Source organism: uncultured Georgenia sp., assembly GCF_937958535.1.
GTDB lineage: Bacteria > Actinomycetota > Actinomycetes > Actinomycetales > Actinomycetaceae > Oceanitalea.
In genome coordinates, this window is the sequence record NZ_CALGNQ010000135.1 from 1 (window position 1) to 19,796 (window position 19,796).

21 protein-coding genes are annotated in these 19,796 nt (G+C 74.2%); 6 read left to right on the forward strand and 15 right to left on the reverse strand.

From position 1 onward, the window contains the following. The 6 genes from Q0195_RS07580 to Q0195_RS07605 all read right to left on the reverse strand — a co-directional run. On the reverse strand, positions 1–614 hold a 614-nt coding region (locus tag Q0195_RS07580), incomplete at its 3' end, for a proteasome accessory factor PafA2 family protein (RefSeq protein WP_299276629.1). Positions 615–627: 13 nt separating this feature from the next. Continuing rightward, on the reverse strand, positions 628–2,253 hold the full coding sequence (gene arc / locus Q0195_RS07585; RefSeq protein WP_299276676.1) for a proteasome ATPase: 1,626 nt from the start codon (positions 2,251–2,253) through the stop codon (positions 628–630). A gap of 81 nt (positions 2,254–2,334) precedes the next feature. Next, positions 2,335–3,372, reverse strand: a complete 1,038-nt coding sequence (locus Q0195_RS07590) for a tRNA (adenine-N1)-methyltransferase (RefSeq protein ID WP_299276632.1) — start codon at positions 3,370–3,372, stop codon at positions 2,335–2,337. Positions 3,373–3,427: 55 nt separating this feature from the next. Continuing rightward, positions 3,428–3,706 carry a DUF2277 domain-containing protein gene (locus Q0195_RS07595; RefSeq protein ID WP_299276635.1) on the reverse strand — a complete coding sequence of 93 codons (279 nt, stop codon included), beginning with the start codon at positions 3,704–3,706 and terminating at the stop codon, positions 3,428–3,430. A gap of 12 nt (positions 3,707–3,718) precedes the next feature. Further along, positions 3,719–4,183, reverse strand: a complete 465-nt coding sequence (locus Q0195_RS07600) for an MmcQ/YjbR family DNA-binding protein (protein WP_299276637.1) — start codon at positions 4,181–4,183, stop codon at positions 3,719–3,721. 32 nt (positions 4,184–4,215) lie between these two features. Continuing rightward, complete coding sequence (locus tag Q0195_RS07605; RefSeq protein WP_299276640.1) at positions 4,216–5,343, reverse strand: site-2 protease family protein; 1,128 nt, start codon at positions 5,341–5,343, stop codon at positions 4,216–4,218. An 81-nt stretch (positions 5,344–5,424) separates the two neighbouring features. Here Q0195_RS07605 and Q0195_RS07610 point away from each other — a divergent pair, with 81 nt between their 5' ends. Continuing rightward, on the forward strand, positions 5,425–6,351 hold the full coding sequence (locus tag Q0195_RS07610) for a PD-(D/E)XK nuclease family protein (RefSeq protein WP_299276642.1): 927 nt from the start codon (positions 5,425–5,427) through the stop codon (positions 6,349–6,351). Positions 6,352–6,366: 15 nt separating this feature from the next. Here the strand turns inward: Q0195_RS07610 and Q0195_RS07615 are convergent, their stop codons facing one another. Continuing rightward, a complete protein-coding gene (locus Q0195_RS07615) occupies positions 6,367–7,200 on the reverse strand; it encodes an aldo/keto reductase (protein WP_299276645.1) in 834 nt (277 codons plus the stop codon). A gap of 17 nt (positions 7,201–7,217) precedes the next feature. After that, complete coding sequence (locus tag Q0195_RS07620) at positions 7,218–7,928, reverse strand: HAD family phosphatase (protein ID WP_299276647.1); 711 nt, start codon at positions 7,926–7,928, stop codon at positions 7,218–7,220. A gap of 66 nt (positions 7,929–7,994) precedes the next feature. On the opposite strand from Q0195_RS07620, the gene Q0195_RS07625 reads away from it, so the two are divergent. Beyond that, on the forward strand, positions 7,995–8,891 hold the full coding sequence (locus tag Q0195_RS07625; RefSeq protein ID WP_299276649.1) for a PAC2 family protein: 897 nt from the start codon (positions 7,995–7,997) through the stop codon (positions 8,889–8,891). On the opposite strand, the gene Q0195_RS07630 is transcribed toward Q0195_RS07625, so the two are convergent. From Q0195_RS07630 to Q0195_RS07645, 4 genes are all read right to left on the reverse strand, one after another. Next, entirely contained in the window at positions 8,837–10,150 is a 1,314-nt protein-coding gene (locus Q0195_RS07630; protein WP_299276652.1) for a YihY/virulence factor BrkB family protein, read from the reverse strand. The two genes, Q0195_RS07625 and Q0195_RS07630, sit on opposite strands and share 55 nt — an antisense overlap. Continuing rightward, entirely contained in the window at positions 10,150–11,418 is a 1,269-nt protein-coding gene (gene mshC, locus Q0195_RS07635; RefSeq protein ID WP_299276655.1) for a cysteine--1-D-myo-inosityl 2-amino-2-deoxy-alpha-D-glucopyranoside ligase, read from the reverse strand. The genes Q0195_RS07630 and mshC overlap by 1 nt, the downstream gene beginning before the upstream one ends. An 18-nt stretch (positions 11,419–11,436) precedes the next feature. Further along, positions 11,437–12,339: a VOC family protein gene (locus Q0195_RS07640; protein ID WP_299276679.1), complete on the reverse strand. Its 903-nt coding sequence runs from the start codon at positions 12,337–12,339 to the stop codon at positions 11,437–11,439. Positions 12,340–12,422: 83 nt separating this feature from the next. After that, positions 12,423–13,292: an undecaprenyl-diphosphate phosphatase gene (locus Q0195_RS07645; protein WP_299276657.1), complete on the reverse strand. Its 870-nt coding sequence runs from the start codon at positions 13,290–13,292 to the stop codon at positions 12,423–12,425. 55 nt (positions 13,293–13,347) lie between these two features. Between Q0195_RS07645 and Q0195_RS07650 the strand changes: the two genes are divergently transcribed. Then, entirely contained in the window at positions 13,348–14,286 is a 939-nt protein-coding gene (locus Q0195_RS07650) for an aldo/keto reductase (RefSeq protein ID WP_299276659.1), read from the forward strand. Here Q0195_RS07650 and Q0195_RS07655 read toward each other — a convergent pair. After that, positions 14,283–14,582, reverse strand: coding sequence for a DNA primase (locus Q0195_RS07655; RefSeq protein ID WP_299276662.1), 300 nt, complete (start codon positions 14,580–14,582; stop codon positions 14,283–14,285). The genes Q0195_RS07650 and Q0195_RS07655 overlap by 4 nt on opposite strands. Before the next feature lie 80 nt (positions 14,583–14,662). Between Q0195_RS07655 and Q0195_RS07660 the strand changes: the two genes are divergently transcribed. Continuing rightward, positions 14,663–14,896 (forward strand): DUF5703 family protein, encoded by a 234-nt coding sequence (locus tag Q0195_RS07660; RefSeq protein ID WP_299276665.1) that lies wholly within the window; start codon positions 14,663–14,665, stop codon positions 14,894–14,896. Here the strand turns inward: Q0195_RS07660 and Q0195_RS07665 are convergent, their stop codons facing one another. Then, complete coding sequence (locus Q0195_RS07665) at positions 14,897–16,240, reverse strand: M20/M25/M40 family metallo-hydrolase (RefSeq protein WP_299276667.1); 1,344 nt, start codon at positions 16,238–16,240, stop codon at positions 14,897–14,899. A 53-nt stretch (positions 16,241–16,293) separates the two neighbouring features. On the opposite strand from Q0195_RS07665, the gene Q0195_RS07670 reads away from it, so the two are divergent. Further along, a complete protein-coding gene (locus Q0195_RS07670) occupies positions 16,294–18,366 on the forward strand; it encodes a M3 family metallopeptidase (protein ID WP_299276669.1) in 2,073 nt (690 codons plus the stop codon). A 47-nt stretch (positions 18,367–18,413) separates the two neighbouring features. On the opposite strand, the gene Q0195_RS07675 is transcribed toward Q0195_RS07670, so the two are convergent. Next, the gene (locus Q0195_RS07675; protein ID WP_299276671.1) at positions 18,414–19,454 is read right to left on the reverse strand and encodes a GNAT family N-acetyltransferase; all 1,041 of its coding nucleotides are present in this window, start codon (positions 19,452–19,454) and stop codon (positions 18,414–18,416) included. A 109-nt stretch (positions 19,455–19,563) separates the two neighbouring features. Between Q0195_RS07675 and Q0195_RS07680 the strand changes: the two genes are divergently transcribed. After that, positions 19,564–19,796, forward strand: a 233-nt coding sequence (locus Q0195_RS07680) for an ATP-binding protein (protein WP_299276673.1), incomplete at its 3' end; no start/stop codon positions are given.

Here is a 19,796-nt window from a genome sequence, read left to right on the forward strand (position 1 = left end):
CCGGTGAACACCTGTCGGGTGACGAAGAACGGGGTGAGGTAGCGCACGACCTCCCCGAAGGGCACCGCCCGGTCCATGAGGTAGTTCTCGTGGGTGCCGTAGGACTGGCCCTTGCCGTCGACGTTGTTCTTGTACAGGGCGACGTCGGGCATCGCGGGCTCGGCGGCCAGGGCGGCGGCGGCGCGGCGCATGACCTCCTCCCCCGCCCGGTCCCACAGCACCGCGTCCCGCGGGCCGGTGACCTCGGGGCTGGAGTACTCCGGGTGCGCGTGGTCGACGTAGAGACGCGCGCCGTTGGTGAGCACGAGGGAGGTCATCACCGACGGCAGGTCGTCGGCGCCGGGCCGGCGCCGGCGGTAGGGGCCCAGCGCCGCCGCCCGGTCCGCCGGGGAGTCGGTGAGCTGGTCGGGGTGGGCGGCGGCGCGGTCCAGCCGGAAGCCGCGGGCGTCGGCGAGCGGGTCCTCCCCCTCGTAGTCCCAGCGCGCCGTCGCCTCGGCGAGGTCGGCGTAGCCGGCGACGACGGCGGCCGACAGCGCCATCGGGTTGGCCGTCGGCTGCCCGGGCTCGAGCACGCCGTACTCGGTCTCGATGCCCATGAGGCGGCGCACGCTCATCGACCCACCCCGCTCACAGGTACTCGCGGGTCTCGACGACCCGGGTGGGTTCGGCGGGCTCGCTCGCCGCGGAGCCGCCGAGGGTACGCATGAAGACGATCCGCTCGCCCTTCTTCCCGGCGACCTTGGCCCAGTCGTCGGGGTTGGTCGTCGAGGGCAGGTCCTCGTTCTCCCGCATCTCGGCGGCGTACCCGGCGAACAGGTGGCTGGTGCGGATGCCGCGCTCCCCGGTGGCGATGAGGTCCTTGATGGCGGCCTTCTTCGCCCGGTCGACGATGTTGGCCATCATCGCGCCGGAGGCGAAGTCCTTGAAGTAGAGGACCTCCTTGTCGCCGCCGGCGTAGGTGACCTCGAGGAACCGGTTGTCGTGGGAGGTCGCGTACAGGCGCTGGACCACCGCCTCGGCCATCGCGGTGACCGCGGCCTGCGGGTCGCCGCCGTGGCGGGCGAGCTCCTCGGGGTGGATGGGCAGGTCCGGGGTGAGGTACTTGCCCAGGATCTCCCGGGCGCCGTCGGCGTCCGGGCGCTCGATGCGGATCTTCACATCGAGCCGGCCGGGGCGCAGGATCGCCGGGTCGATCATGTCCTCGCGGTTGGAGGCGCCGATGATGACGACGTTCTCCAGCTTCTCCACCCCGTCGATCTCGCTGAGCAGCTGGGGGACGACGGTGGTCTCCACGTCGCTGGAGACGCCGGTGCCGCGGGTGCGGAAGAGGGAGTCCATCTCGTCGAAGAAGACGACGACGGGCAGCCCGAGCGCCGCCTTCTCCCGGGCGCGGGCGAAGATGACCCGGATCTGCCGCTCCGTCTCGCCGACGTATTTGTTGAGCAGCTCGGGGCCCTTGATGTTGAGGAAGTAACTGCCCGCGCGGCGGCCGCCCTGCTCCCCCGCGGCAGCCGCCAGCGAGGTCGCGACCGCCTTGGCGATGAGCGTCTTGCCGCAGCCGGGCGGTCCGTAGAGCAGCACCCCCTTGGGCGGCTTGAGGCCGTGCTCGCGGTAGAGCTCGGGGTGGCGGAAGGGCAGCTCGACGGCGTCACGGATCTGCTCGATCTGCGGGCCGAGGCCGCCGATGTCGGAGTACTCGACGTCGGGCACCTCCTCCAGGAGGAGGTCCTGGACCTCGGAGCGCTCGATGTGCTCCAGCGCGAACCCGGAGCGCAGGTCGGCCAGCACCGTGTCGCCGACGCGGACACCGGCCTCGGCCAGCGGGGCCGCCATGCGCAGGACGCGCTCGTCGTCGGAGCGGGCGACGACGAGCACCCGGTCGTCGTCGAGGACCTCCTTGACCGCCACCAGCTCGCCGGTGTCCTCCAGCCCGGCGCCCTGGACGGCGACGAGGGACTCGTTGAGCCGGACCAGCTGCCCGGGGCGCAGGGTCCCCAGCGGCAGCGACGGGGCGGCCGCCACCCGCAGCCGTCGCCCGGAGGAATGGACCTCGATCTCGCGCTCGGCGATGTCGACGGACAACACGGTCGCGTAGCTGCTCGGTGGGCGGGAGAGGGCGTCGAGCTGCTCCTGGACCGCGGCCAGCTCGTCGCGCGCGCCCTGCAGCGCCTTGGCGAGCCGCTCGTTCTTGGTCGCCAGGCTGATCGCCTGCTGCTCCAGCTCACGCAACCGGTTCGCCCGGTACCCGTCCATCCCAGCCTCGGCCATCTCGGCCCCTTCCCTGCTCGGCACGTCTCCACGGTAGGTCACGCCGAGCGCCGGCGGCGCGGCGGGTCACTGGGTGGGCGACTCGCCGCCCTCCGCCTGCTCACGCAACCGCTCGGCCCGCTCGAGGTCGCGGCGCACCCGCCGGATCTTCTTGTCCGACACGGGTCGCTCGGCCAGCTCCTCGGCCCAGTCCTCCTCGACCGGGTAGGCACCCTTCGCCGGGCGGCGCTTGCGCAGCGGCGGCGCCACTCCGGGCGCCATCCGCCGGGTGGTGACGAGGAAACCGGTGTGGCCCACCATCCGGTGGTCGGGGCGCACCGCGAGCCCCTCGAGGTGCCACCCGCGCACGAGGGTCTCCCACGCCCGGGGCTCGGTGAACAGGCCGGTGTCCTTGGCGTCCTCGACGAAGCGGGAGAGCTGGGTGGTGGTGGCGACGTACGCGACGAGCACGCCGCCGGGGACCAGCGCGTCCGCGGCCACCTGGAGGTTCTCCCAGGGGGCGAGCATGTCGAGGACGACGCGGTCGACGGTGCCCGGCTCCATGGCCGTGGGCAGCACCTCGGCGAGGTCCCCGACCACGACCTCCCAGGCCGGGTGGTCGGCCCCGAACCAGGTGCGGGCGTTCGCCTTGGCGATCTCGGCGAAGTCGGCGCGGCGCTCCACGGACAGCAGGCGCCCGGTGGGGCCCACGGCCTGGAGCAGCGACATGCTCAGCGCCCCGGACCCGACCCCGGCCTCGACGACGCGCGCGCCGGGGAAGATGTCGGCCTCGGCGACGATCTGCGCCGCGTCCTTGGGGTAGACGACGGCCGCGCCGCGCGGCATGGACAGCACGTGGTCGGCGAGCAGCGGACGCAGCACGAGGTAGTCCACCCCGCCGCTCGTCGTGACGACGATGCCCTCGGTGCGACCGATGATGTCGTCGTGGCGCACGTAGCCGCGGTGGGTCTGGAAGGTCGCCCCGGGGGCGAGGGTGATGGTGTGCAGCCGGCCCTTGGGGTCGGTGAGCTGGACCCGCTCCCCGACGGTGAGCGGCCCGCGCCGGCGCGCGGGGCCGAGCGGGACGTCGGCAGGGGCGGCGTCGGAGGAGGGCGGTGGAGTCACGGTCGAGGAGTCTACAAAGTCCAGCGGTGAGCGCGGCGCCCCGGGCCGGACGCGGTCAGGCGGGCTGCTCTGCGAAGCGCCGGCGGCTGCGCTCGCGCGCCTTGGCGGCCTCGACCTCGCGGTTCTTCGGCGGCGCCGAGGTGACCAGCGAGGCGAGGAGCTCGGCGGTGGCCGCCGCGACGGCGTCGACGGCCCGGTGGAAGGCCTCCTCGTTCGCCTTCGACGGGCGTGAGCTGCCGGAGACCTTCCGGACGTACTGCAGCGCGGCGTCGTGGACCTCCTCGTCGGTCGCGGGCGGGGCGAAGTTGTTCAGCGGGCGGATGTTGCGGCACATGTGACCAGCGTCTCATCGTCGCGGGCCGGCGGGAAGGTCTCCGCCGGGACGGGGTGCGCCCGCCGGGCCGTGGCCGGCGTCGAGCAGCGCGACCTGCCGGGCGGTGGCCACCTGGCGGTAGGAACTGTCGAGGAGCTCGGCCACCTCCTGCCAGTCCACCTCCCCCGGTGGCGCGGTGGCGAGGTCGAGGCCCAGCCAGCCGTAGGGGCCGTAGTAGGCCGGGACGAACACCCGTGGGTCCGCCGCCAGGGCCGCGCGCTCCTCGGGGTCGGGGACGAGCAGCAGCCCGTGGGGGTAGTCGCGGCGCGTGGCACGGTCCCCCTTCGTGCCGCCGCCGTAGACGGCGAACATCTTCTGTACCCGGAAGGTGGGACGGCCGTGGGCCACCGCCTCCACGGCGTCGGGGAAGGCGAGGGCGAGCGGGCGCAGGCGCCCGAGGTAGGGGTCGTCGTCGGCGAACATCGGCGGGTGCGGCATCGGCACCACCTCCCGTGCCCGAGAATAGGGGCTCACCGTCGTGCGGAGCGGCGCAGCGCCTCGTCCAGGCGCTGCAGGGGGAGCACGCCCACGACGACGCCGGTGTGGTCGGCGAGGACGACGACGGGACTGGTGCGGCCCGCCTGGGCGGCGGCGGCGACCCCGGCGGCGCCGGTGTGCTGGGTGACGACACTCGTCGGCGGCAGCACGGTGGCGACCGCGCTCAGCGGCGTCCCGGCTCGGGCGGCGGGCGGGACCTGGGCGAGCACGGCCGGGTCGACGAGCCCGCAGACCCGGCCCGCCTCGTCGGTGAGGACGACGCGCCGGCCCGCGGCTGCGTCGGCGGCGGCGACCGGGGCCCCGGCGGGCAGCGCGACCGCGGGCTCGGCGAGGAGCCGCAGGTCGATCCCCGCCGCGCTGCGGCGGGCGCGGGCGATCCTCACCGCCTGCCCGGCGGACGTCCACAGGTACCCGGCGAGCAGCGCCACCCACAGCACGGTGAACAGCGAGGGACGGGTGCCCTGCACGAACGGGCGGGCGAGCCCGCCGACGGCGACGAGCACGGCGACCACGCGCCCGCCCCAGCCCGCGACCGCGAGCCCGGTGAGCCGGTCGCCGGTGACGCGCCAGACGAGCGCCTCCAACACCCGGCCGCCGTCGAGCGGGTAGCCCGGCAGCAGGTTGAAGCCGGCGACGACGGCGTTGCTCACCGCCGCGATCTGCCACAGCACGGCGGCGAGCACGGACTGCGCGGCGTCCATCGCGAGCCACGCGGCCACGGCGAGGACGGCGTTGGCGAGCGGACCGACGATCGAGACGAGGGCGGCGGCGCCGGGGGTGCGCATGTCCGTGGCGAACTGGGTGTGCCCACCCCACAGGGTCAGCACGTACTCGCGGGGCGGTGAGCCCACGGCGTGCCCGGCCATGCCGTGGGCCAACTCGTGGGCGAGCACGCCCAGGAGGAGCATGAGCGGGACCGCGGCGGCGACCGCGAGGGCGGCGAGCCCGCCGGCGCCCGGGACGAGCGGGGTGAGCACGGGGGCGAAGACCAGACCGAGGACCACCGCCATGACGAACCACGAGGGTGCGAAGACGACGGGGACACCCCTGATGTGTGCGATCACCCAGCCCGATGCGGTCCGCCGGCCCAGCCGTGCCATTCCTGCAGCCTATGTCCCGGCCCGCCCACAGTCCGCGTGGACCTCCCCGGCCGTGTCGGGTGGCGGGCATACAGTGCAGGCATGGCCGTGAGGAGTACCGAGGTCCCCGCCCCGTCCGTGCCGACGCCGTCCGCCCCCACCCCCTCGGGGACGCCGGACGAGCCGGAGGGCCTGCGCCCGGTCGCGCTCTCGCCGTCGCGCGCCAAGGACTTCATGCAGTGCCCGCTGCTCTTCCGTTTCCGCGCCGTCGACCGGCTGCCCGAGCCGCCCAGCCCCGCCGCCACCCGCGGCACGCTCGTCCACAGCGTGCTCGAGCGGCTCTACGACCTGCCCGCCGCCCAGCGCGTGCCGGCGGCCGGGGTGGAGCTGCTCGGACCGGCGTGGGACGAGCTGCGGGCCCAGCGGCCGGACGTGGAGCAGATGTTCCCCTCCCCCGACGAGCTGCACGCGTGGCTGCTCAGCGCCCGGGAGCTGGTGGAGCGCTACTTCCAGGTGGAGAACCCCCAGCGGCTGGAGCCGGCAGAGCGGGAGAAGCTGGTCGAGGTCGAGCTGGCCTCCGGGATCCTGCTGCGCGGCTTCGTCGACCGGCTCGACGTCGCCCCGGACGGGGCGGTGCGCGTGGTGGACTACAAGACCGGCCGTTCGCCCAAGCCGCAGTGGGCCGGGGATGCGCTCTTCCAGATGCGCTTCTACGGCCTCATCCTGTGGCGCCTCACCGGTGCCGCGCCGCGCCGCCTGCAGCTCGTCTACCTGGGCGACGGCCAGGTGCTCACCCTGGACCCCTCGCAGGAGGAGCTGCTCGCCACCGAGGAGCAGGTCGAGGCGATCTGGGCGGCGATCGCCCGGGCCGCTGCCACCGGGCATTTCCGGCCCCGTGCCTCCCGCCTGTGCGACTGGTGCAGCTTCCGCGACCTGTGCCCGGCCTTCGGCGGCACGCCGCCGGAGCCCCCGCGCGAGGGGATGGAACGGCTGCTCGCCGCCACCGCAGCGGGCGCGCGGGCCTCCTGAGGCTCCCCGCGCCGGTCAGTACTGCGGGTGCTCCATCGTCCGTGGGTCCGCTCCCGTGCGCTCCCCGGCGTCCAGTGCGTCGATCGCGGCCAGCTGGTCCTCCTCGAGGCTGAACCCGAAGAGGTCGATGTTGCTGCGCACGCGCTCCGGCGTCACCGACTTGGGGATGACGATACGGCCGCGCTGGACGTGCCAGCGCAGCACCACCTGCGCCGGGGTCACCGACAGCTCCTCGGCGATCCGGACGACCTCGGGCTTGTCGAGCGCGCTGCCCCGGCCGAGCGGGGAGTAGGCCTCCACGGCGATCCCGGCCTGAGCGCATGCCGCGGCGACGTCGCGCTGCTGGAAGCCGGGGTGGACCTCGACCTGGTTCACGGCCGGGACGACGTCGGTCTGCGACCGCAGCCGCTCGAGGTGCTCGGGCAGGAAGTTCGACACGCCGATCGCCCGCACCGCACCGTCCGCGTGGAGCTTCTCCAGTGCCCGCCAGGTCTCGACGTAGCGGTCCTTGCTCGGCACCGGCCAGTGGATGAGGTAGAGGTCCACGACGTCGAGCCGCAGCGCCGTGCGGGACGCCTCGAAGGCGGCCAACGCCTCCTCGTAGCCGTGGTCCCCGTTGCGCAGCTTGGTGGTGACGAAGACCTCCTCGCGGGGCAGGCCCACCGCGCGCAGCGCGGCTCCCACCCCCTCCTCGTTGCGGTAGGCCGCGGCCGTGTCGATGTGGCGGTAGCCGGCCTCCAGCGCCGCCTCGACGTGGCGCTGCGTCTCCTCCGGCGGGACCTGGAAGACGCCGTAGCCGACCTGCGGGATCTCCACTCCGCCCGCGAGGGTGACGAGGGGAACGGTCATGTCGGTCTCTCCTTCTCTCACAGCCGGACGAGCGGCTCGCCGGACGCGATCGCGGCGAGCTCCTCGATGGTGACACCTTCCAGGGTGCGCAGCATGCTGCGTCCGGGCGCGGGCGGGATGTCGACCATGAGCGGGACGGCGATGGTCGCCGCACCGGCCGCCTCGGCGGACTCGACACCGGGGACGGAGTCCTCGATCGCCACGCACTCGCGCACGTCGACGCCGAGCATGCGGGCCGCGGTGAGGTAGGGCTCCGGGTGCGGCTTGCCGTGAGTGACCTCGTCGCCGGTGACGACGGCCTCGAAGGTGCCCTCGGGGAGGGTGTCGAGGACGGCCTGGGCCATCTCCCGGTAGGACATCGTCACCAGGGCGCAGGGGATGCCCGCGGCCCGCAGGGCGTCGAGCAGCTCGCGCGCACCGGGCCGCCACGGCGGACCCTCGGTGCGGATGAGGTGGGCCATCCGGCGGACGAGCTCGTCGGCGATGTCGTCGGGGGTTCCCGGGACACCGAGCGCGCTGAGCGCCCTGCCGGTGTCGGTGATCGGGCGACCGACCATCTGCAGCGCCTGCTCCTCGGTCCAGGGGGCACCGTGCTCGGCGGCGATGCCGGTCTCGTTGGCGATCCAGTACGGCTCGGAGTCGATGAGGGTGCCGTCCATGTCCCACAGCACGGCGGCGGGGGCGGTGAGGCGCGGCAGCGAGGTGACACGTGAGGGGGAGGTAGGCATAGGCCGCCGATTCTAGCCCCGGGGAGCCCGGCGGGTGCGGGTGGCGGCGGAGCATAGGCTGGGGGGATGACCGACCCGCACGACGAGACCAGCGCGGCGCCCGACGAGGACGCCGAGCGCACCCCGGCCATCCTCCTCGCCGCCTTCGAGGGCTGGAACGACGCCGGTTCGGCCGCGAGCCAGGCGCTGGCGATGGTCGCCGAGGGGTGGGACGCCCGCAGCGTCCACGAGCTCGACCCGCAGGACTACCACGACTTCCAGGTCAACCGGCCGCTGAGCGTGCGCGACGAGGACGGCACCCGCGTCCTGAAGTGGCCGACGACGACGATCTCGGTGGCGACCTCACCGGTCGGCGGCCGCACCGTGCTGCTCGTCCAGGGCATCGAGCCCTCCTTCCGCTGGCTCGACTTCTGCGAGGAGATCCTCGACGTCGCCCAGCAGTGGGGGGTGAGCAGCGTCGTGAGCATCGGCGCCCTGCTCGCCGACGTCCCGCACACCCGGCCGGTGCCCTGCCAGGTAACGAGCGAGGACCCGGGCGTGCAGGCGCTGCTCGGGGTCGAGGCCTCGGAGTACGAGGGGCCCTCCGGCATTGTCGGGGTGCTCGCCCACCTCGCCCAGGAGCGCGGGATGCACGCGATGTCGCTGTGGGCGGCGGTGCCCCACTACGTCGCCCAGCCGCCCTCGCCGAAGGCGACCTACGCCCTGCTCAGCTCGCTGGAGGAGCTCGTCGGCGAGCCGCTGCCGGTGGGTGACCTCATCGAGGAGTCCCGGGCCTGGCAGGAGGGGGTGGACGAGCTCGCCCAGCAGGACCCCGAGGTGGCCGAGTACGTCCGCCAGCTGGAGGAGGCGAAGGACACCGCCGACCTGCCCGAGGCCACCGGCGAGGCGATCGCCCGTGAGTTCGAGCGCTACCTGCGTCGCCGGGACAAGGGCGGTGGCGCCCAGCCGCCCTCGCCCCGCTGACCGTCCCGGGCCGAGGCGGTGCCCCGCCGTGGCGGGGCACCGCCCGTGCGGGCCCGCTCCAGCTCGGCGTTGAGCACGCCCCCGGTGAGCGTGACGATGCTGCTCAGCCAGAGCCACACGACCCCGGCGAGCACGAGGCCGATCGTCTGGGCGGCCGCGGTGACGGCCGCGTCGCGGACGTCGGCGGCCCCGGGCGCGCTCGGACCGGCGAGGTCGACGTAGGCGCTGAACCCGACGGCCACGACCACCAGCCCCGCCGTCCCGACGACGCCGCCGGGTAGGGCGCGGCGCCATGTCGTGCGCACGTTCGGCCCGAAGCGGTAGAGCAGCGTGAGGTAGGTGGTGGTCACGGCGGCCAGCGCCGGCCAGCGCAGCACCGACCAGGCCACCTGGAACGCCTCACCGAGCCCGAACCGCTCGGCCAGCTCGCGGGCGTCACCGAGCAGCGGCCCGACGACGACCATGGCGAGGAGGACGAGCAGGGTGACGACGGCTCCCAGGGCCAGGGCGATGCCCAGGACGTACTGGCCCACGAGGGTGCGCCGCTCGGGCACCCGGTAGGCGTCGTCGAGTGCGCGGATCGCGGCACGGAACATCCGGCTGGCGAGCCACAGCGCGACGAGCACGCTGCCCAGGGCCACGCCGGCGCGCTCCTCGCGCAGCAGTCCGGCGACGAGCGGGGCGAGGAGGTCCGCGGCGACGTCCTCGGCGAAGACTGCCGCGGAGGCGTCGACGAGGGTCTCCTCGATGCGGCTGACCGCCCGGGCGCCGACGAGCCGCTCGAGGAACCCGAGGCTGGCGCCGAGCGCGGTGAGCAGCGGGACGAGGGAGATGAGCCCGTAGTAGGTCATCTCGGCGGCCAGCCCGGTGACGCGGACGTCGATCGCGCGGCGCCATGCCCGCACGGTCACGAGCAGCGGGCTGCGCGGGGAGCTGCTGCGCGCCTGGGCCCACGTCTCGAGCCGGGTGAGGAGGGGCGGGGTGTCCGCGGTGCGGCGGCGGACGGGGTCGACGAGCCTGCGGTTGGCCACGGCCCCCACCGCCACCCACGCGGCGGCGGTGAACACCGCGGCGGCGGCGGTGAGCCAGGGCCGGGCAGCGCCGGCGACGGTCTCCAGGACGGCCACGCCGGCCGTCGTCGCCCCGAGGACGGCGAGCACGGTGGTGGCGGCCGGGCTGAGCCGCCGGCGGGTGGGCGCCCAGCGGCGGGCCAGCGCGGCCACGGCCAGCCCGAGGAGGACGACCGCGACCGGGAGCATCAGACGGCGACGCCGAGCAGGGCGTCGACGGTGCGCCGCGCGAGGTCGGGGCCGCGCTCGGGGTCCGTGCGGGCCGCTCCGTCGTCGTGCTCGGCGGCGGCCACCCAGGCGTCGACGGCGCTGATCGCGGCCGGGGCGTCGAGGTCGTTCGCCAGCGCAGCGCGGACCTCGGCGAGCATGCCGGTGGCGTCGGGGCCCTGCGGCGCGGTCATCGCGCGCCGCCAGCGGGCGAGGCGCTCGGTGGCGGCCCGCAGCTGTGCCCCGGTGTACTCCCAGTCCTCCCGGTAGTGGTGGGCGAGCATGACGAGCCGTACCGCCATCGGGTCGATACCGGAGGCGGTGAGCTGGGAGACGAGGACGAGGTTGCCCAGCGACTTGCTCATCTTGGAGCCCGCGTAGGCGACCATGCCGCCGTGGGCGTGCACCCGCACCGGGTGGTCCATGCCGGAGAGCATCCGCAGGTGGGACTCGCTGCAGGCGTGGTGCGGGAAGATGAGGTCGCTGCCACCGGCCTGCACCTCGATCGGCAGACCGAGGAACTCCCGGGCGATGCAGGCACACTCGATGTGCCAGCCGGGGCGTCCCCGGCCCAGGGTGGCGCCGTCCCAGTCCGGCTCGCCCGGGCGGGCCGTCCGCCACAGCAGCGGGTCGAGCGGCTGCCGCTTGCCGGGCCGGTCCGGGTCTCCCCCGCGCTCGGCGAAGAACCGGGCCTTGTCCTCCTCCGACAGCCCGCTCTCGGTGGAGAAGCGGGGGTCGGCGGAGATGTCGGCGTACACGTCCCCGACGCCGTGGCCGTCGCCGCCCGGCACCTCGACCCGGTAGGCGGCGCCGGTGGCGAGGAGCTCCTCGACGGCCGAGACCACGAGCGGGATGGTCTCCACCGCGCTCACGTAATGCTGCGGGGGGACCACCCGCAGGGCGGTCATGTCGTTGCGGAAGAGCTCGGTCTGCTCCGCGGCCAACGCGCGCCAGTCCACCCCGGTCCGGGCGGCCCGCTCCAGGAGCGGGTCGTCGACGTCGGTGACGTTCTGGACGTACCGGACCTCGCGGCCGGCATCCCGCCAGGCCCGCACGAGGAGGTCGAAGCCGAGGTAGGTGTTGGCGTGGCCGAGGTGGGTGGAGTCGTAGGGGGTGATCCCGCAGACGTAGAGGGCGGCCGGGCCCTCGACCGCCGTCTCGACCAGCTGCCCCGTGCCGGAGTCGGTGAGGTGGACCTGTGGCCCTCGTCCGGGGAGCTGGGGGATGTCGGGAGCAGACCAGGCACGCACGATGCGCAGCCTAGCCCGTCAGCGGCCCTCGACCGTCACCCTGACCCGGTTGCGCCACGGGTCCTCGACCTCGAGCGTGCGGCCGTCGTCGGCGAACTGCAGGCCGCGGGTGCGCAGCCGGTCCTTCAGCGCCCCGAGGTCGTCGTCCTCGGGCAGGACGATGTCGACGACGCCCAGGCCCAGGGCGGGGACGCGGGGCCCGGCGCCCGCGCTGTTCCACGTGTTCATCGCCATGTGGTGGTGGTAGCCGCCCGCGGAGACGAACAGCGCGCTGGGCATCTCCAGGGTGGTCTCGAAGCCGAGGGTGTCGACGTAGAACTGCTTCGCCGTGGTCGTGTCGCCGACCTGGAGGTGGACGTGGCCGACGACGGCCGGGTCTTGGGCGGCCCGACGGAGGCGGTCCATGCTCAGGTGGTCGCCGAGGTAGGCGTTCGGGTCGAGGAAGATCGTGTCCATCGCCACTCGGCCGTCCTTCCACTGCCACGTCTCGCGGGGGCGGTCGAGGTAGAGCTCGATGCCGTTGCCCTCGGGGTCGGTGAAGTAGAAGGCCTCGGAGACGAGGTGGTCGGAGCTGCCGACGAAGGAGGTCGGCGCCAGCTGGGCGAGCGAGGCGACGGCGGCCGCCAGCGCGCCGGCGTCCTCGAAGAGGATCGCGGTGTGGAACAGCCCGGCGTCACGGCGGCTGCCGCGGGGCAGGCTCGGGTCGTGCCGCAGCACGACGAGCGGGACGGTGCCGCGGCCGAGCACGGTCTCGTCGCCCTCGGCGCTGAGCACGGTGAGCGCGAGCCCTTCGACGTAGTAGCGGGTCATGAGGTCGAGGTCGCCGACGAGCAGGGTCACCGGCCCCATCTCGGTGTCGGCGGCGAGGACGTCCTTGTTGGCGGCGGCGCGGACGTTGGTGCCGGGCGGGGTCGAGGTCATGTCGGTCTCCACGGGTCGAGGGTACTTGACGGTTCAACTACGTGCCAGTGGTCCCTATTCCCGACCCGGCGAGACCCGCCTCACTACCGCACCGCCGGCGTGGCCGCGGCCCCCTCCGGGTCGAGCAGCCCGACCGCCACGCCGAGGACCACGAGGACCGCCAGGACGATGCGGTAGACGACGAACGGCATGTAGGAGTACGTCGACACGATCTTGAGGAAGGCGATGATGACGAGGAAGCCCACGCCGAAGGCGGCGAGGGTGGCGATCGCCGTGGCACCGGCGCCCGGGGCGCCCGGGGTCGGGTCGGCCTTGAGGAGCTGGTAGAAGCCGGAGCCGAACACCGCGGGGACGGCGAGGAGGAAGGAGTAGCGGGCCGCCGCCTCGCGCGTGTACCCCAGGACGAGCCCCATCGTGATCGTCCCGCCCGACCGGGACACGCCCGGGACCAGCGCCAGGGACTGGGCCAACCCGAAGAGCAGGCCGTGGCGCAGGGTGAGCTCGTGCAGCTCCTTGCGCTTGCGGCCCAGGCGGTCGGCCACCGCGAGGACGACCGCGAAGGCGGCGAGCATGGTCGCGGTGATGTACAGGTGCCGCAGCGAGGTCTCGATGGCGTCCTGGAAGAGCAGCCCGAAGACGACGATCGGCACCGACCCGATGATGATGTACCACCCCATGCGCGCGTCGGGGTCCTCCCGCGGCACGGTGCCGCGCCAGGGCCCGACGGGCAGCGCACCGAACCAGGCCTTGACGATCCGCCAGATGTCCTTGCGGAAGTAGAGGAGCACGGCGGTCTCGGTGCCGAGCTGGGTGATGGCGGTGAAGGCTGCACCGGGGTCACCGCCCCCGGGCAGCAGGTCCCCCACGATGCGCAGGTGTGCGCTGGAGGAGATCGGGAGGAACTCCGTGAGCCCCTGGACCACGCCGAGGATGATTGCTTCCCACCACGTCACGAGGGACCACCCTACGTTTTCCTCGCCGCCGCGCACCGCCGGTACCCTCGCCGCCATGGAACTTCGCAGGGCGGGGCGCAGCGGGCTGCTCGTGTCGTCGGTGGCTCTGGGAACGATGACCTGGGGCCGGGACACCGACGAGCACGAGGCGGCCGAGCAGCTCTCCCTGTTCCTCGACGCCGGCGGCACCCTCATCGACACCGCCGCCTCCTACGGCGAGGGCGCCGCGGAGGCACTGCTCGGGTCGTTGCTGGCCGAGGTCGACCGCCGCGACGTCGTGCTGTGCTCGAAGTCCGGGGTGCGCCGCACGGCGCACGGCACCCGGGTCGACGCCTCCCGGGCCACCCTGCTCGGCACCCTCGACGAGAGCCTCGCCGCGCTCGGCACCGACCACCTCGACCTGTGGCTGGTGCAGTGGCCCGACCCCGACGTGCCGCTCGAGGAGACGCTCTCCGCGCTCCGGCACGCGGTCGCCACCGGCCGCACCCGCTACGTCGGCCTGTCCAACCATCCCGCCTGGTACACCGGCTACGCCGCGGCGGCGCTGGCCGGTGACGGCACCGGGCTGGCCGCCGTCCAGGTGGAGTACTCCCTCCTCCAGCGCGAGATCGAGCGGGAGGTGGTCCCGGGCGCCGCAGCGCTGGGCGCCGGCGTCCTGGCGTGGTCGCCCCTGGGGCGCGGGGTCCTCACCGGCAAGTACCGCAGCACCATCCCGGCGGACTCCCGGGCGGCCTCACCCCACCTGCGTGGCTTCGTCGAGCCGTACCTCAACGACCGCTGCCGCGGGATCGTGGAGTCGGTCGTCACGGCGGCGGAGGGGCTGGGCCGCACGCCGCTGGAGGTCGCCCTGGCGTGGGTGCGCGACGCACCCGGCGTGACCTCGGCGATCGTCGGCGCCCGCACCGCTGCCCAGCTGCGCGGGGTGCTGTCGGCCGAGGACCTCGAGCTGCCCCCGGCGATCCGCCGCGCGCTCGACGACGTCAGCGCCGGCTAGCGCTCCTCGTCCGCCTCCTCCTCGTCCTCGTCGTCCGCGTCGAGGTCGAAGTCCTCCAGGTCGTCGTCCACGTCGAGGTCGTCCTCGTCGTCGTCCTCGCCGTAGGCCTCGAGCGGCACCTCGACCTGGTAGCTGGTGTAGAGGGCGTCGTCGTAGGTGAAGAACGCGTCCTCCACGGCCCCTGCGGCGTCCTCCACGGCGGGTGAGGACGGGTCCTGCACGCTGCTGGCGATCTCGAAGTGAGCTTCGAGCGCGGCGATGAAGCGATCAAGCGCGGCGCGCGGGTCGGTAGCCATGGGTAGAAGGTAGCGCGCCTGGTAGGAATGGGCACAGCCCGTCCGGGCTGATGTGTCGATGGGAGACAATGGGTCACAACATGGTCTGGTACAGCCCCGAGCCCCCGCCCCGTCCCGGGGTGCGCAGCGCCTCCCAGTACGAGTTCCGCGTCCTCACCCTGCCCCCCTCCGCGAGCCGGTCGCAGGTGCGCCAGCTCCTCACCGAGGAGGCCGAGTACGGCCGCTGGGAGCTCGCCCGCACCCGGCTCTACCTGGGCGGTGCGCGCAAGGTGTGGCTGCGCCGCAAGGTGATCCGGGTGCGCAGCACGCTGTAGTCAGAGGCTGCGCAGCAGCCGCTCCAGCACCCGCACCCCGAAGTGCAGGGCGTCGACCGGGACCCGCTCGTCCACGCCGTGGAACATCCCGGCGAAGTCGAGCTCGGGCGGCAGCTGGAGCGGGACGAAACCGTAGCCGGTGATCCCCAGCCGGGAGAGCGACTTGTTGTCGGTGCCTCCCGAGAGCATGTAAGGCAGGACGACGGCGCCCGGGTCCTCGGCGTCCAGCGCAGCCACCATCCGGTCGACGAGGTCGCCCTCGAAGGGCACCTCGAGCGCCACGTCGGAGTGGATCTCCTCCACCCGCACGCCGGGTCCGGCGAGCTCCGCGAGGGTTCGGCGGACCGTCTCCTCCTCCCCGGGCAGGAAGCGCACGTCCAGCGTGGCCTCCGCGCTGCCGGGGACGACGTTCCCCTTGTACCCGGCGCTGAGCTGGGTCGGGTTGGCTCCGGTGCGCAGCGTCGCCCCGACGAACGTCGCCGCCGGACCGAGCGCCCGCACCAGCGCTGCGACACCCTCCGGGTCCTCCGGGTCGAAGGGCGTTCCGGTGAGGTCGGCGACCCCCTGGAGCAGCCGGCGCACCGTCCCGGTGAGGTGCAGCGGCCAGGAGTGGGCACCGATGCGGGCCACGGCAGCGGCGAGCCGGGTGACGGCGTTGTCCTCGTTCAGCAGGGAGCCGTGCCCGGCGGTGCCCTCGGCGAGGAGGCGCAGCCAGGCCAGTCCCTTCTCCGCGGTCTGCAGCAGGTAGACGCGGCGGCCGTCGACGTCCACCGAGTAGCCGCCCACCTCGCTGATCGCCTCGGTGGCGCCCTCGAACAGCTCGGGCCGGTTGTCGACGAGCCAGCGCGCGCCCTTGCCGCCGCCCGCCTCCTCGTCGGCGAAGAAGGCGACGACGAGGTCGCGCCGCGGCCGCCAGCCGGTCCGGCCCATGTCGCGCACGACGGCGAGGATCATCGCGTCCATGTCCTTCATGTCCACGGCGCCGCGTCCCCAGATCATGCCGTCCCGCACCTCCGCGGAGAACGGGTCGACCTGCCAGTCGGCCGCCTCCGCGGGGACGACGTCGGTGTGCCCGTGGAGGACGAGCGCGGGCTGCGTGGGGTCGGTGCCCTCGATGCGCAGCACCACCGACGCGCGCCCCGGCTCGGACTCGATGAGCTCGGGCTCCCAGCCGACCTCGGTGAGCAACTCGCAGACGTACTCCGCCGCGGCACGCTCCCCGGGGCCGGAGCCGTCGCCGTAGTTCGAGGTGTCGATGCGGATGAGGCGCCGACAGATCTCGACGACCTCGTCGACGGGGGCCGGGCCGGTGGATGCGGTGGGCTCGGGCGCGAGGTGGGTCATGCCCCGACGATAACCCGCAGGGCGGGCCCCACCCGTCGGGGGACAATGTCCCGATGACCACCGACATCGACACGGCCCTGCCCGCCGACAACCCCTTCGCCGCGCCCTCCCCCCTCCCCTACGAGCTGCCGGACTTCGCCGCGATCCGCCACGAGCACCTGCGGCCTGCGGTGCTCGCCGCGCTCGCCCAGCAGCGCGCCGAGTGGGAGACGATCGCCACCGACCCGGCCACCCCCGACGTGGCGAACACCCTCGAGGCGCTGGAGCGCTCCGGGGACCTGTGGCGGCGTGTCGCGCCGGTGCTCAACACCCTGGTCTCCTCGCGCGCGGACGACGCGCTGCACGAGCTCGAGGCCGAGCTCGCCCCCCTGCTGGCCGCCCACCGGGACGCCCTGTACCTCGACCGACGGATCTTCGCCCGGCTCGAGGCCCTCGCCGACGCGGACCTCGACCCGGAGACCGCCTGGCTCCTCCACACCTACCGCAAGGACTTCGTCCGCGCCGGTGTGCGGCTGGACGACGAGAGCCAGGCCCGGCTGCGTGACCTCAACGCCCGGATCACCAGTCTGGAGACCGAGTTCTCCCAGCGGGTGGTCAAGGGCCTCGACGCCGGTGCGCTCCACCTGACCGACGCCTCCCGGCTCGCCGGGCTGAGCGACGACGCCGTCGCGGGCCTCGCCCAGGCGGCGGCCGACCGCGGCCGCGACGGCTACCTCATCACCCTCCAGCTGCCCACCCAGCAGGCCCTGCTCGCCCAGCTGCAGGACCGGGACCTGCGCCGCCAGCTGCTCATCGCCTCCCTCGAGCGGGGCACCGGCGTGGACGAGGCGAGCGACACCCGGGCCACGCTGCTCCAGCTCGCCCGGCTGCGGGCGGAGCGAGCCCGGCTGCTCGGCTACCCGCACCATGCCGCCTACGTCGCCGAGGACAGCACCGCGGGGACCACCACGGCGGTCGACGAGATGCTCGCCCGCCTCGCCCCGCCCGCCGTCGCGAACGCCGATGCCGAGGCCGCCGAGCTCGCCGCCGCGCACGGGGAGCCCGTCGAGCCGTGGGACTGGACCTACCTCGCGGAGAAGGTGCGTCAGGAGCGTTTCCGGATCGACGACTCGGTCCTGCGCCCCTACCTCGAGCTCGACCGGGTGCTGCGCGACGGCATCTTCTACGCGGCGCACCGCCTCTACGGCATCACCCTCACCGAGCGGCCGGACCTGCCCGGGTACGCCGACGGGGTGCGGGTGTGGGAGGTGCACGACGAGGACGGCAGTGAGCTCGGCCTGTTCGTCGGGGACTTCTACGCCCGTGAGGGCAAGCGGGGCGGGGCGTGGATGCACAACCTCGTCGACCAGTCCCACCTGCTCGGGCAGCGCCCGGTGGTCGTCAACAACCTCAACGTGACCCGGCCCGCGCCGGGCGAGCCGACACTGCTCACCTGGGACGAGGTCATCACCGCGTTCCACGAGTTCGGTCACGCGCTCCACGGCCTGTTCTCCGACGTGCGGTACCCCTCCCTGTCCGGGACCGCGGTGCCCCGCGACTTCGTCGAGTTCCCCTCCCAGGTCAACGAGATGTGGGCGCGCGACCCGGAGGTGCTCACGCGCTATGCGCGCCACCACCGCACCGGTGAGCCGCTGCCCGAGGAGCTGCGCGAGGCGCTGCTCGGCTCTGCCCAGTACGGGGAGGGCTTCGCCACCACGGAGTACCTCGGCGCCGCCCTGCTCGACCAGGCGTGGCACCAGCTGGCGCCGGAGCAGGTACCGACGGACCCGGACGCGGTCGAGGAGTTCGACCGGCGGGCACTGGCGGAGGCGGGCGTCGCCCACCCGCTCGTCCCGCCGCGCTACCGCTCGACGTACTTCAACCACACCTTCGGCGGGGGCTACGACGCCGGCTACTACTCCTACATCTGGAGCGAGGTGCTCGACGCGGACACGGTCGAGTGGTTCCGCACCGACGCCCCGCGGGACGGGGACGGCTCGGTCGGCCGCGCGGCGGGCCGGCGGTTCCGGGAAGCCCTCCTCTCCCGGGGGCACAGCGCCGACCCGCTGAGCTGCTACCGCGAGCTGCGCGGCCGCGACGCCGACATCACCCCGCTCCTCGAGCGGCGCGGTCTCACGGCGCGGTAGGCCCCACCGAGCGGGTCGGCCCTGCGAGACCGAGCGACGAGCCCACCTCAGCGCGTGTGCCGCGTGAGCACGCCGGCGACGTCCGGCGGACGGTAGCCCGGGGCACGGAGCACCTTGCCGTCCTCTCGCAGGACCGGTCGGCCGTCCTCGCCCAGCTTGGACAGGTTGGCGGCGTGCACCTCCGCCAGGACTGCGGGCAGCGGGATCCCGCACTCCTGGGCCATGCCGTACAGGACGTAGACGAGGTCGGCGAGCGCGTCGGCCGCGGCGACGGTGTCCCGGGTGCCGTCGTCGGCCCGCGCCGCCCGGGCGTACGCCGCGCCCACCTCCTGCGCCGCCGCCTCCCCGTAGACCGCCGCCATGAGCTCGGCGAACTCCTCGGCGACCAGCTCCATGCGCAGCCCCACCCGTTCCCGGGCCACGGAGGGGGCGTCCTGCGCGACGGGCACCCCGAAGTGGTCGTGGAACTGGCGCACCAGCGCCTCGGGGTCGCGGCCGGTGGGGTCGGCGAGGACGGCGGCGCTGTCGGGCCGGGGCCCGTCCCAGGGGCTCGCCGGCTCCCGCGGGTCGTCGCGCAGCAGCGAGCCGACCCACTGGTCCACCCGTTCCCCGCGCTTGCGGGCCACCCGGCGCAGGGTGCCCTCGCGTCGGAACCCGTGTCGCCACGCCACCCGCCACGAGGGCCAGTTCCCGACGTCGGCGCGCCACTCCACCCGCTCGGCGCCGAGCCGGCCGAAGGCGGCGTCGAGCACCAGGCCGACGGCGCGGGACATCAGCCCTGCACCGCGTGCCTCGGCACCGAGCCAGTAGCCGATCTCGACGTAGCCGGGGTGGTCCCGCTCGGCCAGCCCGACCATCCCCACCAGGCGGTCCCCCACCCGTAGCGCCCACGTCGGGCTCCCGTGCCGCCAGCCGGGGCCGACGAGGTCGGCGACGAAGGACTCGGCGTGCGCGCGGGTGTACGGCGAGGGCACGGTCGTCCAGCGCTGGACCTCCGGGTCCTGGCACAGCTCGGTGATGCGGTCGACGTCGGCGGACGTGGGGACGCTCAGCACGAGGTCGCCGTCGTGCAGCGGGAACGGCTCCATGGGGCGTCAGCGTACGCGTGTGCGCGCCCGGACCATTGCCAGCGGTCGGGTGCGGTGCTGAGATGGACGGTGCCACGGCGCCGCCGAGGGCGCGGCGCGAGGGAGGGTGATGGGCAGCACCGGTCCCGCGGACCTCTTCGTCGGCCGCGTCGAGGAGCTGCGCCAGCTCGAGGCCGCCCGGGCCGCGGCCGCCCAGGGGCACGGCGGTCTCCTCGTCGTCGCCGGGGATGCGGGTGTCGGCAAGACGCGGCTGGTCACGGAGTTCGCGGCGCGCGCCACGGCGGCGGGCTCGCGGGTGCTGTGGGGACGGTGCCGGGAGATCCCCGGCTCCCCGCCGTACTG